This is a genomic window from Desulfuromonas acetexigens, from assembly GCF_900111775.1.
Lineage (GTDB): Bacteria > Desulfobacterota > Desulfuromonadia > Desulfuromonadales > Trichloromonadaceae > Trichloromonas > Trichloromonas acetexigens.
The window spans coordinates 276,229-290,492 of the sequence record NZ_FOJJ01000001.1; the positions used below are offsets into that span (position 1 = coordinate 276,229).

Here is a 14,264-nt window from a genome sequence, read left to right on the forward strand (position 1 = left end):
TTTTTGCTTGGGGTAACATTCGGGTATACTTTTCAAAAAAATTGTCGATCTTTGGGAGTAATCATGTCTCTCCTCAGGTTTATAGGTTCGATTTTTCTGCTTTTTGTTCTCGCTCAAGGGGTCTGGGCGGTGACTGGCGAGGTGCGGGTCATTGAACTCAAGCATCGTCAGGCCGAGGAGTTGCTGCCTGTCCTTGAATCCATGCTGGGGAGTGGCGGAGCGGTGAGCGCCCTGGATAACCGGCTGATTGTACGGGCACCGACCAAGGATATGACCGCGGTGGAAAAACTCGTCGTACAATTGGATAACCCCCGCGTGATGCTGCGCATCGCCGTGCGTCAGGAGCAGTCGAGTGCCGCCATTGGGCGAGGGGGCGGCTCCCTCCTTTCGACCTCCCCCGGCAGAGTCGGGATCGAAGTGGGGAGTCGGATCCTCGGTAACCGCAACCAGAGTACGGAGCAGTTCGTACAGGTGCTGGATGGCGAAACGGCGTTGATCGAGGTCGGGCAACGGCGGCCCTATGCCCGTATCCGCGCCTATGTCGGCGGGCACCGGCGCGGGCTGGTCGAAGTGACGGACTTCCAGGATCTGGCCGAGGGTTTTCTGGTGCGGCCGAATCTGCAAGGGGAGGGGGTCGTTCTCGATATTTCCCCCTATCAGTCGACGCCGACCGACAGCGGCGCCATCGATTTCTCGCAGCTGACTACGCGGGTGGAAGCCCCCTTCGATGAGTGGATCGATCTCGGCGGTCATCTTGAAGGGCATTCCGTCGGCGACAACGGCGACAACGTCCTGCGGGCAGGCGGCGATCAGCGTCATCTGTGGATCAAAATCAGTCGTTAAGGAGATTGTCATGGCAGTTGTCGAAGTCAGTGTCACGCCCCTGGGTACGGCCGGAGCCGGCGTTTCGGAATTTGTCGCCGGCTGTCTGCGTCTGGTCGAGAAGAGCGGTCTCAATTATCAGTTGACCCCCATGGGAACGATCATCGAGGGGGATCTGGACAAGATTTTTTTGTTGCTGCGGCAAATGCATGAATCTCCTTTCGCTGCCGGTGCCGGCCGGGTATCGACCTTGATCAAAATCGATGATCGCCGGGATCGGGAAGAACACTCCATGGCCAAAAAGATGCGATCGGTGACCGGCAAGTTGAAGGGGGATTAACCGGCCACTCATCTTCCCGGGAAAGTCACCGTTGTCGGATGAATTAGTTCTCTTTTCCCCTTGACAGCAAGCGGGCGTTTTTGATATTAATGCCGGGCCTTAAGCAGGCACCTGTTTAAAATTTCGGCCCCGTCGCCAAGTGGTAAGGCAGAGGTCTGCAAAACCTCCATCACCCGTTCAAATCGGGTCGGGGCCTCCATCATCAGTAAAAGAGCCGGTCCTTATGGGTCGGCTTTTTTCGTTTCGGACGGTGCCCATGTCGCTGCTCGCTCCTCAGGTCCTTCTTCTCTTCGCCTTAACCGGTTCGCTGGCCGGTCTGCTCGCCGGTCTGCTCGGCATCGGCGGCGGCATCATCCTGGTTCCCCTGTTCCTCTGGGCCTTTGAAGCGGTAAACCTCCCCTCCGAGATTGTTGTTCATGCCGCTTTCGCCACCAGTCTTTGCGTCATCATCCCGTCCGCTATCAGCAGCACCCTGGGCCATCGCCGACGGGGCAACGTCCAGTGGCGGCAGGTCATGCGCATGGCCGTCGGCGGCATTTGCGGGGCCCTCCTTGGCGCCGCTTTTGCTGCCTCTTTGTCCGGGGACTGGCTGAAGGGACTCTTTGGGGGGATGCAGATTCTCGCGGCGGGAAAGATGTTCTTTTCCGATCCCCGACTTCCCCCCGAGGAATCGGACTTCCGTCCCTGGGGGCGCCTGCTCCTGATCGGCCTGATCGGCGGGCTCTTTTCCGCCTTTTTCGGGGCTGGCGGCGGCTTTATCGTGGTGCCGCTAATGCTCATGTGGCTGCGCATGCCGATGCATCTGGCGGTGGGGAATTCCAGCGCCCTGATCGTCATTTCAGCGATTTTCGGGGTGCTCTCCTACATCTATCACGGCTGGAACCACCCGCTGTTGCCTCCGCATTCCTTCGGCTATGTAAATCTTCTTGCCGCCGGACTGGTTATCCCATTCACCATGATCTTCGCCCGCCTCGGCGTTCGCTTTGCCGGACGTTTCAGCCACGCTAAACTCGTTAGGATATTCGCGCTGATGCTGCTGGTGATCGGCACGCGTATGATCATCGCGACCCTTGGCTTCTGACCTGGAGAGGTGCATCCATGAATCGACGTCCTGCCGTGGCCGGCCAGTTTTATCCCGCTGACGCCCATTCCCTGCGACACCTGATTCAAAGCTACTGCCCCGTTGTTGATGCGAAAATCGCGGCGCTGGGGGTCATGGTGCCCCATGCCGGGTATGTCTATTCGGGGGCGATTGCCGGTGCCGCTTTCGCTCGGGTACAGATTCCCTCGAAGGTCATCCTCCTCGGTCCCAACCATCATGGCCTGGGAGCGCGCGCGGCCCTGTTTCCCGCAGGCAACTGGCAGACGCCCTTGGGCTCCGTCGCCATCGACGAGGATCTTGCCAGGGAGCTTTTGGCGGACTGTTCGTTCCTGGCGGCGGATCCCCGGGCGCACCTGGCGGAGCATTCGCTGGAGGTACAACTTCCCTTTCTGCAGGTGCTGGCGCCCGAGTGCCGGATCGTCCCCTTATGTCTGGGGCACCTTTCCCTTGAAAAACTGCTTGAACTCGGCGCCGCCCTGGCCCGGGTTATGGCGGCGCATTCCGGCGAGGTGCTGATGGTCGCCAGTTCCGACATGACCCATTACGAACCGGGGACCGTTGCCCGGGAAAAGGACGAACGTGCCTTGCAGCGGATTCTCGCTCTCGATCCCGAAGGTCTCTATCGTACGGTTCGGGATGGGCGCATCAGCATGTGTGGGGTGTTGCCGACGGTGGCGATGCTGGAAGCGGCCCGCCTTGCCGGAGCGAGCCGGGCGGACATGGTCCGCTACGGCAATTCGGGCGACATTACCGGTGATCAGTCCGCGGTTGTCGGCTACGCCGGCGTGGTCCTGTCCTGACCCGGCAATCCCCCATGCCCCTTGTCAATCCCCAGGGGATGCAGTATAAATCGGGCTCGCTTACGGCGGGCTCGAATTTTTCACCCTTTTTACGCGCCGAAACCACAGGAGAGTTTGATGTCGGATTTACGTCTTCGTTTCGCCCCCAGCCCTACCGGCTATCTGCATATCGGCGGCGCCCGCACGGCGCTTTTTAATTACCTGCTGGCGAAAAAAGAGCAGGGCACCTTCATCCTCAGGATCGAGGATACGGACGTGGCTCGTTCCACCCAGGAGTCGGTCGATGCCATCCTTCAGGCCATGACCTGGCTGGGCTTGAGTTACGACAAAGGGCCCTATTACCAGTCCGATCGCTTCGATCTTTATAAAGCGAAGGTGCAAGAACTGCTCGATAAAGGCTTGGCCTACCGCTGTTATTGCACCCAGGAAGAGCTCGATGCCAAGCGCGAAGCGGCCATGAAGAGCGGCGGCAAGCCCAAGTATGACGGGACCTGTCGTGAGCGGAAGCAGCCGCCAGCAGCGGATGCCCCCTTTGTGGTCCGTTTCAAATCCCCGCAGGAGGGGGAGATTACCTTCGTCGATCGCATCAAGGGGCCGATCACCTTCCGCAACGAAGAGCTCGACGACATCATCATCCAGCGCAGCGACGGCACCCCGACCTACAATTTCGTGGTGGTGGTCGATGATGCGGAAATGGGGGTCAACCTGATCATTCGCGGCGACGACCATGTGAACAATACCCCCAGGCAGATTCCCATGTATACTGCCCTTGGCTATCCGATTCCCGAGTTTGCCCATGTGCCGATGATTCTCGGTGCCGACAAAAGCCGCCTCTCCAAGCGCCACGGCGCGACCTCGGTGATGGCCTACCAGGAGCAGGGCTATCTCCCCGAAGCGCTGGTCAACTATCTGGCGCGCCTGGGCTGGTCCCACGGGGATCAGGAGATCTTCTCCATGGATGAATTGATCGAAAAGTTCGCCCTCGAACAGGTCGGACGGGCAGCTGGGGTCTTTAATCCCGAAAAGCTGCTTTGGCTCAACGCCCACTACATCAAAACCGGCGACCCCGTCCGGTTGGCGACACTGCTCACCGAATTTCTCGCCAAACAGGGGCTTTCCACCGAGGCAGGTCCGGATTTGCCGGCGGTGGTGAAAACCTTGCAGGAACGGGCGCGAACCCTGGTGGAGATGGCCGAAGGTGCGGCCTTTTATTATCGGTCGGAGGTGGAGTTCGACGCCGAAGCGGCGGCCAAGTTCCTTACCGCCGACAAGAGAATACCGTTCGAGGCGTTGATTCGCCATTTAGAGGCCTGTACCGACTGGTCCCATGACGGTATTGTCGCTGCTTTTCAAAACGTCATGGACGAAACCGGGCTCAAGCTCGGTAAATTTGGCCCCTCGGTGCGCGTCGCATTGGTCGGCTGCACAACCAGTCCCGGAATCCACGAAGTCGTCGAAGTGCTGGGTCAGACACGTACTCTGGTGCGATTGCGCCGCGCCCTCGAACTGCTGAATTGATCGACTGACGGTCGCGAACAGCCGCTGCAAATGGCTGTTCGCGATTTCACTCTGATTTATGCAACATCTCGTTTTTAAGTGTATTTTTTGTGCATGACCGGCCCCTGGAAAAGGTCAAAAAAAATTCTATTGACAATGTCATTAGAAGTGGTAATTTCCATCCGCTTTCGCAAATTACCTACCATTTTTGACTTTTTTATCGGACGATGATCAACAACGGACTCCTGCGAAAATTTTTCGCGATAGCACTCTTATTCACCATCGTTGGCATGCGCCTGAGTAGCGTGAGCTACGATGGTTTTGTCGTCCCCGTGCAGGATGTTATAGCCAAGGTTGCGGTCATGCTCGATGGCGACACCAAGCCGCAAGCCGCCCATTGTAAAGTCAAGGGGCAGGGGATGGATCTCCCCGTTCCTTGTGCCAATTTTGTCCTGACGGAAAGACTTCAGGTGTCGCGCCTGTCTTATCCTTCCATGCCGAAACTTATCTTGCCTGAAGGTCACACGACCATCTTCATACCTCCTGCCTAGCCCTTTTGGTCCGGCTCCGGGCCCCTATCCTCAAAATATCTCTCTTTCATGACAGACGCCCTTGTCACGGGCTTTTCTGTTTAATATTGCGCTTGTTTTTTCACTCCGTCCGCGTGTGCGGCGGTTCAATCAACCTACACTGGAAAGGTAACAAAGCAATGCAAAAGAATGTCTTCTGCTGGGCCATGATGATCGTTTGTTGTGCTGTCTCCTTCGGTTGCGCCAAGAAAACCCAGGTCGCCGAAAACCTCGAAGCTCCCACTGCCGTCGCTGCTCCCGTTGCTTCGGCTCCGGTGGACAATTCGGGCCGTCAATCCTCGGCGAGCGACCTGCGTGTCGGCAATGACCAGATGGGGATGAAAACCATTAACTTCGAGTTTGACAGCTATGTCCTCTCCGAAGGTTCCAAGGCCATTCTTCAGCAGAACGCTCAATGGATGAAGGCCAACCCCAGCGCCAACATCGTTATCGAAGGTCACTGCGATGAGCGTGGTTCCGACGAGTACAATATGGCCCTGGGCGAGAACCGTGCCCGTGCCGCCAGCAACTACCTGGTCTCTCTTGGCGTTGCTCCGGAAAGCCTGCGTATCGTCAGCTACGGCGAGGAAAAGCCGGTGGCCTTTGGCTCGAACGAAGCCGCCTGGTCCCAGAACCGCCGCGCCGAATTCAAGTAATTCGTCGGAAAATCGGTCTCGAACGCAAAAACGCCCGGTGGATTTCCACCGGGCGTTTTTGCGTTGTTACTTTTTCAATCAGCCAAGAATCTGTTTGAGATCTTCCTCGGCCGTGGTGATGGGGCCGATGTTGAAGTTTTCGACCAGGAAGTTGAGCACGTTCGGGGTAATGAAGGCCGGTAGCGACGGTCCCAGTTTGATGTTCTTGATTCCGAGGTGGAGCAGGGTCAGGAGGATGGCGACCGCTTTCTGCTCGTACCAGGAGAGGATCATCGACAGGGGCAGATCGTTGACCCCGCAGTTGAAGGCTTTCGACAGAGCGACGGCGATCTGGATGGCGCTGTAGGCGTCGTTGCACTGACCGACATCGAGCAGGCGGGGGATGCCGCCGATATCGCCGAAGTCGAGCTTGTTGAAGCGGTATTTACCGCAGGCCAGGGTCAGGATGACCGTATCCTTGGGCGCTTTTTCGGCGAACTCGGTATAGTAGTTGCGGCCCGATTTGGCGCCGTCGCAGCCGCCGATCAGGAAGAAGTGTTTGATCTGTCCGGCCTTGACCGCGTCGATGACCTTGTCGGCGACGCCGAGCACGGCGTTATGGCCGAAACCGGTGAGAATCTCCTTACCCGGAGCCTCGGGGAAGCCGTCGCATTCCAGAGCCTTGTTGATGACCGCCGAGAAATCCCAGCCTTCGACGTGCTTGACGTCGGGCCACTGAACCAGTCCCCAGGTGAAGAGGCGGTCTTTATAGCTGTCCGCCGGACGCTGGATGCAGTTGGTATTGAAGATGATCGCGCCGGGGAAGTCGACGAATTCCTTGGCCTGATCCTGCCAGGCGCCGCCGAAGTTGCCGACCAGGTGCGGATATTTCTTCAGCCCGGGATAGCCGTGGGCGGGGAGCATCTCGCCATGGGTGTAGATATTGATCCCTTTGCCCTCGGTCTGCTTGAGCAGTGTTTCAAGCATTTTCAGATCGTGGCCGGTGACCAGGATCGCCTTTCCGGCTTTGGTGCCGAGTTGAACCGGAGTCGGAACCGGATGTCCGTAGGCGTCGGTGTGAGCCTTGTTCAGCAGCTCCATGGTGACCAGGTTGATGCGGCCGCACTCCATGGCGAGAGTAACGAAGTCCATCAGCCCGAGATTGTTGTCGAGGGTGGCGGCGAGGGCCTTGTGGGTGAAGGCGTAGATCTCGTCGTTCTCGGCGCCGAGAATCAGGGCATGGTCGGCGTAGGCCGCATAGCCCTTCATGCCGTAAATGAGGGTTTCCTGCATCGACTTGACGTCGGGATCGATTTCCACGCTCTTGACGCCATGCGCTTCGCCCTGTTGGATCAGTTCATCCGTGGTGGAAGCAGGCTGCCACTGCGCCGCCTCGGGGATGGCGCCGGTTACGGAACCGGCCAGATTCTTGGCCTTGGTCAGCATGGTGCCACACTTGCGCAAAATCTTGGCGATGGCTTCGGGATCGAAATCGACGTTGGTGACGGTGGTGAAGAGCCCTTCGATCATGAAGCGGTCGACTTCCGCGTCTTTCTTGCCGGCCTTGCGCGCTTCATTGGCCCAGAAGGCGACGCCCTTGAGGCCGAAAATCAGCAGGTCCTGCAAGGCCGCGACATCCGGCTTCTTGCCACAGACGCCGATTTTGGTGCAGCCGCCGTTGGCGGCCTGCTCGCATTGGTAACAAAACATGGGGATGTTCCTTTCGGTGGTGGTTGAGGTTGTGTTCTTGTTCGATAAGCCGAGCCAGTCGAGAATACCCATGGTGTTCGCTCCTTGGTGTCGAGGGTTGAAAATAAGATTAAAATTCGCGAATATGGCGTTGTTGCGTGTATAATCTTCGCGTTAGCCGTGATGAAGTGTACATTAACAAAGACCTTGCGCAACCCCCTTGACTGAAGTCAAAAAGCATTTTTTTATTCAAGGATTTTTCATGCCCCAATTCTGGTTGATGAAATCGGAACCCAACTGCTTTTCTTTCGATGATCTGCTGCGCTCTCCTGAGCGGACGAGCCCCTGGGATGGCGTCCGCAACTATCAGGCCCGCAATTTTCTGCGCGACGAGATCCATGTCGGCGATGGCGTGCTCTTCTACCACAGCAATGTTCCCGCGCCGGCCATCGTCGGAGTGGCGAAAGTGGTTCGCGCGGGCTATCCCGATCATACCGCCCGCGATCCCGACAGCGATCATTTCGACCCTCGCGCCACCGTCGATAATCCCATCTGGTACATGGTCGATGTGCAGGCCCTTATGGCTTTTCCTCAGCCGGTCTCCCGAGAGACGATGAAGGCGCACCCGCTCTTATCCGACATGGCTGTCCTCAAGCGGGGTAACCGCCTCTCGGTTCTTCCCGTCGACCCCCGTCACTGGCCCGTACTTTTTGAACTGGGTGGAATTTCACCCGCCCGGATCAATGAATTGCTCATATCTACTGGAGGAGAGGATGACTCGTCGCGGTAAATGGTGGGGGATATTCGTTATTGTTCTGGTGCTTCTAGCCGTCGGCTTGACGCTGTTGGCCAAAACCCTGATCACCCCGGAAAGGATCAAGGCCCATCTGCTGCCCTTGGCGAAAGAGGCGCTCGCTCGCGAGGTGACGCTGGGTGATGTGAAAATCGGACTGTTCAGCGGCATTCGTCTCGACGACCTGGTGATTTTTGAGAAGGCTGGCGACGAGCCGCTGATCCGGGCCGACCAGGCGGTTTTGCGCTACCAGTTCTGGCCTCTGCTGCAAGGGCAGGTGGTGGTTGATGAAGTGCGCCTGGAAAATCCCCGCATTACCCTGATTCGGCTTGCCGACGGCAGCTTCAATATTTCCGATTGGTTGCAGACGACTGACGATTCCGATGCGGCTGTGGAGCCATCGCCCTCGCCGGTTTCCGCCGACCGGGATGAAGGACAGGCGATCGACCTGCTTGTTTCCAGACTGGCGGTCGGCGGTGGCGAAATGTCTTTCGTTGACTATCAGATCAACGCTCAGGCGCCTTACCGCTATCAGATCGACAACCTGAACGTCGAAGCCACAGATATCTCCCTGGAACAGGCATTTCCCTTTTCTGTCAAAGCCCGCCTCAACGGCGCGGAGTTCTCCGTCGATGGAAAGCTGAACCCGAAAGACCGCGCGGGGCAAGCGGCCATCCAACTCAGCGACCTCGATCTGACCGCATTTCTTCCCTATTTTCGCGAGCATCTGCCCGGACATCTCGGCTCACTCAAGCTCGATCTCACGTTGTCTGTCGCCGCGCAGGAGCAGAGCCTGTCCAGCAGCGGCAACTTGACCTTGCGCGATATCGCCGTCAACCTCAACGCCCTGCCTAAAGCGCCGATCGCCCAAGCCCGTCTGGCGGTCGATTACGATCTCCTTTATGAAACCTCCGCCGGAATACTCGCGGTCAACCGTATGCGTGTCGACCTCAACGGCATCCCTCTCGATCTGCAAGGGGAATTGACCGGGCTCGACAAGAAGACACCGCAGGCTGATTTGCAGTTAAGCCTGACCGATCTGGAATTGCGTTCGGCCCTAAATGCCCTTCCCGCCGGGCTCGTTTCCTCTCTGCAGGCGTTCGATCCGGCAGGCTTTGTGACCGCGCGTGTGGAACTCGCCGGCCCCGTCGACAATCCCCAGGGCCTTTTGCAAAGAGGGGATTTTCAGTTGACCAACCTTCAGGGGGCGGCCGCCGGGCTGCGTCCAGTGTTGAACGGTCGTCTTCAGTTGCAAGGGCAGGAGCTGACGGCGGAAAAGCTTCAGCTTGCCCTGGGCGAGGATTCGGCCCTCATCGATCTGCAGATCCCCGACATTTTTGCCGAGACGATCGCCATCACCAGCTCGGTAACCGCCGACCGCTTCCGGGTCGATCCCTTACTGGAAACAAAGAAGCCCGCTGAAGCCGAAGTGAGCAAGGCTTCCCCCCCCGACTCTCCGCCGGCGCAGGTCTCCCAAGAGGTTGGCCCCTTCGATCTGCCGATCAAGGCTGATGGAGAAATGCGCATCAAGCAGGCCATCTATCAAGGGATGCCGATCGACAACCTGCTGCTGCTCTATCGTCTGGACAAAAACCTGCTGACTGTCGAAACGCTCTCCGGCCAGGTCGCGGGCGGTACTTTCAAACAATCGGGAACCGTCGATTTGAGCCGCAAGGGGCTGGCCTATCAAGGGCGCGTCGAGTTGAGCAGCCTGGCTCTTGACACCCTGACCAGGCTTTTTGCCCCCCGGGCCCAGGGGACGGTGCTGGGCGCGCTCTCCCTCGCTACAGACTTCCAGGGTCGCGGGACCCAGGCCGCGACCCTGCGCGAACATCTCACCGCCGAAGGTGATTTTTCCTTCGTCAACGGTCGCCTGACCGCCTCCCCTTTGACTCAAGGCTTTGCCGATCTTCTGCGTCTCGCTGAACTGAAGGACCTTTCGTTCAAGGACGGTTCCGGAAATTACCGGATTCGCCAGGGGCAACTGCACCTCAACGGAAAGATGAGCGGGCAGGATTTGCACCTGACTCCAACCGGCACGATTGGTCTGGACGGCGGACTTAATCTCGACCTGGCCGCGCGACTCTCCCCCCATCTCAGCGCCAAACTGGATAAGAAAGGGAAGGTTGCAGGCTACTTCAGTGATGAGCAGGGCTGGACGCGTATTCCGTTGACCTTGGGGGGAACGCTGGAGCGGCCCCGCTTCGTTTTCGATTCGAGAGCGCTCAAGGAGCAGGCGGGAGAAGAATTGCGGCAAAAACTCGAAGAGAAGGTTATGGAGAAACTGGACCCCTCGGGAACCTCCGGGGAGAAGCTTGAACCAGCGAAACAACTGATGAAGGACGCCCTTCAAGGATTGTTCGGCCGATAACAAGGCGCGGATGAAAAACGTCCACCGGCGGCGTTACCGCTGAGTATTTAGAGATGTAACAAGGGGTTTTCTAAGACAAGGGGGGGACAGAAACGTGACGGAACAAGAAGGAGTCATCAAGTATCATCTTTCCCACCAACCGGAGGCCCCGGTTGCTCCGGAAGCCGTCGCCGATCTCATCGCCTGGCGCCGAATTCTGCACCGCCTTGATCTGATCGGTGAAGACCCGAAACGGTACGGCGGCTTCGGCTTCGGTAATCTGAGCGTACGGCTACCCGCTACGGGCGGCGCACGCTATCCCTTTCTCATCAGCGGCACCCAGACCGGGGCCCTGCCGGAACTGGGGCCCGAGCATTTCGCCACCGTGACCGACTGGATCCCTCACGAGAATCGGATCCTCTCTAAAGGCCCCATTCAGCCTTCTTCCGAGGCGATGACCCATGCCGGCATTTACGCCCTCGATCAGCGCACTCGGGCGGTCATTCATGTCCATTCCCCTCATATCTGGCAGGCCGCCCGCTGGTTGGGATTGCCTCAGACCCCGGCGGTTGCCGATTACGGGTCGCCGACCATGGCCCAGGCGGTCCGTGATCTGCTGGCCCAGCGCGAAAACCGTCGCCGTCGGGTCTTTGTCATGCTCGGGCATGAGGATGGTGTCGTCGCCTTCGGGCCCTCCCTTTCCCAGGCCGGATGTGCCCTGTTGACCGTTCTGGCCGAGGCTTATCGACCCTTCTGAACGGATGGGGACGGCGAGTTTTTGCACTATACATAAATTCTTTTTAGTGTATTTTAGCTAAGCCGATCCGGTTCTTCGATCAGGGTTTTCCCTTCCGGATTCCGATCCATTCGCTTCGTTCACCCCCCTCTGGAATCTCCGATGTTTCTTGAACAGTCACTCCCCGGCGAAAGGTCGTTGCCGAGGTATCTGATCAAATATCTTCTCCTGTTTGTCGGCATCTGGACGCTGCTCATCACCGCTTCCCTGGCCTGGACCGCCCACGCCACCAGTAAGAATCTGGAACAGCTGGCACTGGTCCAAGCGCGAACCCTCTCCGCCAAGGATGTCCTCTACCGTCGTTGGGGCTCCAACTACGGCGGCATCTATGTCAATCTCGCCACCGGCATTGAGCCCAACCCCCTGCTTAGCGACTTTCCCGACCGGGATATCCGTACCGAAACGGGGGAGACCCTGACCCTGGTTAATCCCGAATATATGAGTCAGATGGTCTATGCCATGGAAGATCCCAGCCTGGGGATCAAAACCGGCATGACCAGCAGTCGCCCATTGAATCCCAAAAATCAGCCGGATGACTGGGAGAGCGCCGCTCTCGGCTTGTTGCAGCAAGGGGAGCCGGACGTTTCAACGATTGAAGAACGGTCGGAGGGGCGCGTACTGCGGCTGATGACCCCCCTCAAAGGGGAGGCGGGCTGTCTCCAGTGTCATGAAAAGCACGGTTTTGTCCCTGGTGACCTCTGTGGGGGGCTCACCGTCGTCGTGCCGATGAAGCCCTACGAAGAGCAGGCACGGAGCGAAATTTTCAGCCAGGGCTTCAATCATGTGTTGATCTGGCTTTTCGGCTTGTTGGCCATCGGCCTCGGTTTCTGTCAATATGCCGCCTCAGAACGGACTCGGCAAAGGATGCAGAACGATCTGATCGCCGCTTCTCGGGCGGCGGAAGCGGCCAATCGCGCCAAGGGGGAGTTTCTCGCCAATATGAGCCACGAGGTTCGCACGCCGATGAACGCCATCATCGGTATGACTGATCTGGCCCTCGACGGCAACTTGAGTCCGCACCAGAAGGATTGTCTGGAAACCGTTAAATTTTCTGCGGAATCGCTCCTCGGGCTACTCAATGATATCCTCGATTTTTCCAAGATCGAGGCGGGCATGCTCGAATTCGAAAATGTACCCTTCTCCCTTGGGGAGAGCGTGGAAACGGTCATGCGCAGCCTGGCGGTCACCGCGCATAAAAAGGGTATTGAGTTTCTCTTCGTCGTTTCCCCCACAATTCCCGACGGATTGCTCGGTGATCCCCTGCGCCTGCGGCAAATTCTGCTCAACCTGCTGAGTAACGCCATCAAATTCACCGAAAAGGGCGAGGTTGTGCTGCGGGTTGAAATGGCCGAGTCCACTGATGGCGACTGCCGTTTGCGCTTTGCCGTCAGCGACACCGGCATCGGCATTTCTGAATCGGCCCAGGAGCGTCTGTTTCAGAATTTCAGTCAGGCCGATGTTTCCACCAGTCGTAAATATGGTGGGACCGGCTTGGGGCTCGCTATCAGCAAGGCCCTGGCCGAAGGCATGGGGGGAACCATCTCCCTGCGCAGCACGCCGGGGCAGGGGAGTACCTTCACCGTGGAACTGCCCTTTGCCGTCTCCCCGGCCCAAGCTCCCATGCCGCCAAAAGTTCTTTTCGGCAAGAAGTTGCTGGTGGTCGACGACCATCCCCTGAGCGCCGCTCTGCTCGTTGAGGAGCTGCGCCGGCTGGGCGCCGAAAGCCTGAGTTGCGCGGCCGGGGACGAAGCCATCCAGAGGATTCATGAAGCCCGTCATCGTCAGGCGCCTTTCGACGGCGTGATCCTCGACGGCACCATGCCGGGGATGGACGGCTTGACGACGGCGACGATCATTCGAGAACACCTGGATGCCCAGATGCCGATCCTGCTGCTGTTGACGACTGTCGACCCTGGACTTCAGATCGCCCGTTGCCAGGAGGCTGGCCTGCGCGATTATCTGCTGAAGCCGGTTGCGCCGCGGCAGATCCTCTTGGCGCTGGCGAGTTGCCTCACCCGTCAAGCCTGGGATGAAGCCCATTCCGATCCCGTCGATGACGGCGGGCAGCCGACACTTTCGCAGGTGCAAGGAAATGGTTATCATCTACTTCTGGCCGAGGATAATGCCTTCAATCAGAAACTGGCCCTGGCACTGGCGCGTAACAAAAACTGGAAACTGACCCTGGTCAGTGATGGCCAGGCCGCCATTGATGCCGTCGCCCAGGGGGATTTCGATCTGGTGCTCATGGATGTTCAGATGCCCGAGGTCGACGGTTTGCAGGCGACCCGCACCATTCGCCAACTGAACCGGGAGCGGGGTCGCGATATCCCGGTGATCGGCATGACCGCCCACGCCATGGCGGGGGACCGGGAACGCTGTCTGGCTGCAGGGATGGATGAATATCTCGCCAAGCCGATTCGTCCCGAACTCTTCTATGAAGTGGTTGAACGTTTCTTGCGACAGTCCGCCGACCCGCGTGAAGGTGGTGGAACTTCCCGATCTGATTTTGGCGCACAGATTGCGGATAAGGGCAATCTGCTGGCCGACATGGCCCTGGAGTTTCTCCGGGATTTCCCCGAAACCCTGGAAAACCTGGGGCGGGGCAGAAATCAGGGAGATCGTCGCGAACTGGAAATGGTGGCGCACAACATCAAGTCGGTCGTTGGATTTTTTCAGGCCGAAGAGGCCATGGAACTGGCCCGGCAACTGGAAACGTGTGCCCGGGAAGATCGTTTGGCGGAAGTGGGGACGCTTTTCGAGGATTTGGATGCGGCCCTGCGTCGGCTTCGGCAAGAACTGATCGACCGCTATCGCCTGGCGGGGTGAGCCTGGGACAGGCTAGGGGAGGAGCAGAAAGGAGCCGGGGACCGG

General features: G+C 58.4%; 12 protein-coding genes and 1 tRNA gene. 12 read left to right on the forward strand and 1 reads right to left on the reverse strand.

Annotation, left to right across the window (positions count from 1 at the left end):
• Positions 1-63 precede the first annotated feature (63 nt).
• The 8 genes from BQ4888_RS01320 (at position 64) to pal (ending at position 5,786) form a co-directional block, all read left to right on the forward strand.
• Positions 64-843 (forward strand): secretin N-terminal domain-containing protein, encoded by a 780-nt coding sequence (locus BQ4888_RS01320; RefSeq protein WP_092052649.1) that lies wholly within the window; start codon positions 64-66, stop codon positions 841-843.
• Between the two features lie 10 nt (positions 844-853).
• The gene (locus BQ4888_RS01325; protein WP_092052650.1) at positions 854-1,162 is read left to right on the forward strand and encodes an MTH1187 family thiamine-binding protein; all 309 of its coding nucleotides are present in this window, start codon (positions 854-856) and stop codon (positions 1,160-1,162) included.
• A 125-nt stretch (positions 1,163-1,287) separates the two neighbouring features.
• Positions 1,288-1,361: transfer RNA gene (locus BQ4888_RS01330), tRNA-Cys, on the forward strand.
• 57 nt (positions 1,362-1,418) lie between these two features.
• On the forward strand, positions 1,419-2,243 hold the full coding sequence (locus BQ4888_RS01335; RefSeq protein WP_170232759.1) for a sulfite exporter TauE/SafE family protein: 825 nt from the start codon (positions 1,419-1,421) through the stop codon (positions 2,241-2,243).
• 17 nt (positions 2,244-2,260) lie between these two features.
• Positions 2,261-3,064, forward strand: coding sequence for an AmmeMemoRadiSam system protein B (gene amrB, locus BQ4888_RS01340; protein ID WP_092052655.1), 804 nt, complete (start codon positions 2,261-2,263; stop codon positions 3,062-3,064).
• A gap of 117 nt (positions 3,065-3,181) precedes the next feature.
• Positions 3,182-4,582, forward strand: coding sequence for a glutamate--tRNA ligase (gltX, locus tag BQ4888_RS01345; protein ID WP_092052657.1), 1,401 nt, complete (start codon positions 3,182-3,184; stop codon positions 4,580-4,582).
• A gap of 206 nt (positions 4,583-4,788) precedes the next feature.
• The gene (locus BQ4888_RS17255; protein ID WP_140396575.1) at positions 4,789-5,112 is read left to right on the forward strand and encodes a hypothetical protein; all 324 of its coding nucleotides are present in this window, start codon (positions 4,789-4,791) and stop codon (positions 5,110-5,112) included.
• Between the two features lie 158 nt (positions 5,113-5,270).
• The gene (gene pal / locus BQ4888_RS01355; RefSeq protein ID WP_092052662.1) at positions 5,271-5,786 is read left to right on the forward strand and encodes a peptidoglycan-associated lipoprotein Pal; all 516 of its coding nucleotides are present in this window, start codon (positions 5,271-5,273) and stop codon (positions 5,784-5,786) included.
• A 78-nt stretch (positions 5,787-5,864) separates the two neighbouring features.
• Here pal and hcp read toward each other — a convergent pair whose 3' ends face one another.
• Positions 5,865-7,475, reverse strand: coding sequence for a hydroxylamine reductase (gene hcp / locus BQ4888_RS01360; protein WP_092052664.1), 1,611 nt, complete (start codon positions 7,473-7,475; stop codon positions 5,865-5,867).
• A 241-nt stretch (positions 7,476-7,716) separates the two neighbouring features.
• On the opposite strand from hcp, the gene BQ4888_RS01365 reads away from it, so the two are divergent.
• The 4 genes from BQ4888_RS01365 to BQ4888_RS01380 all read left to right on the forward strand — a co-directional run bounded on the left by BQ4888_RS01365 (position 7,717) and on the right by BQ4888_RS01380 (position 14,219).
• A complete protein-coding gene (locus BQ4888_RS01365; RefSeq protein WP_092052667.1) occupies positions 7,717-8,244 on the forward strand; it encodes an EVE domain-containing protein in 528 nt (175 codons plus the stop codon).
• A complete protein-coding gene (locus tag BQ4888_RS01370) occupies positions 8,228-10,618 on the forward strand; it encodes an AsmA family protein (RefSeq protein WP_170232760.1) in 2,391 nt (796 codons plus the stop codon). Before BQ4888_RS01365 ends, BQ4888_RS01370 begins: the two co-directional genes overlap by 17 nt.
• A 94-nt stretch (positions 10,619-10,712) precedes the next feature.
• On the forward strand, positions 10,713-11,354 hold the full coding sequence (locus BQ4888_RS01375; protein ID WP_092052672.1) for a class II aldolase/adducin family protein: 642 nt from the start codon (positions 10,713-10,715) through the stop codon (positions 11,352-11,354).
• A 141-nt stretch (positions 11,355-11,495) separates the two neighbouring features.
• Positions 11,496-14,219 (forward strand): response regulator, encoded by a 2,724-nt coding sequence (locus BQ4888_RS01380; protein WP_092052675.1) that lies wholly within the window; start codon positions 11,496-11,498, stop codon positions 14,217-14,219.
• Positions 14,220-14,264 lie beyond the last annotated feature (45 nt).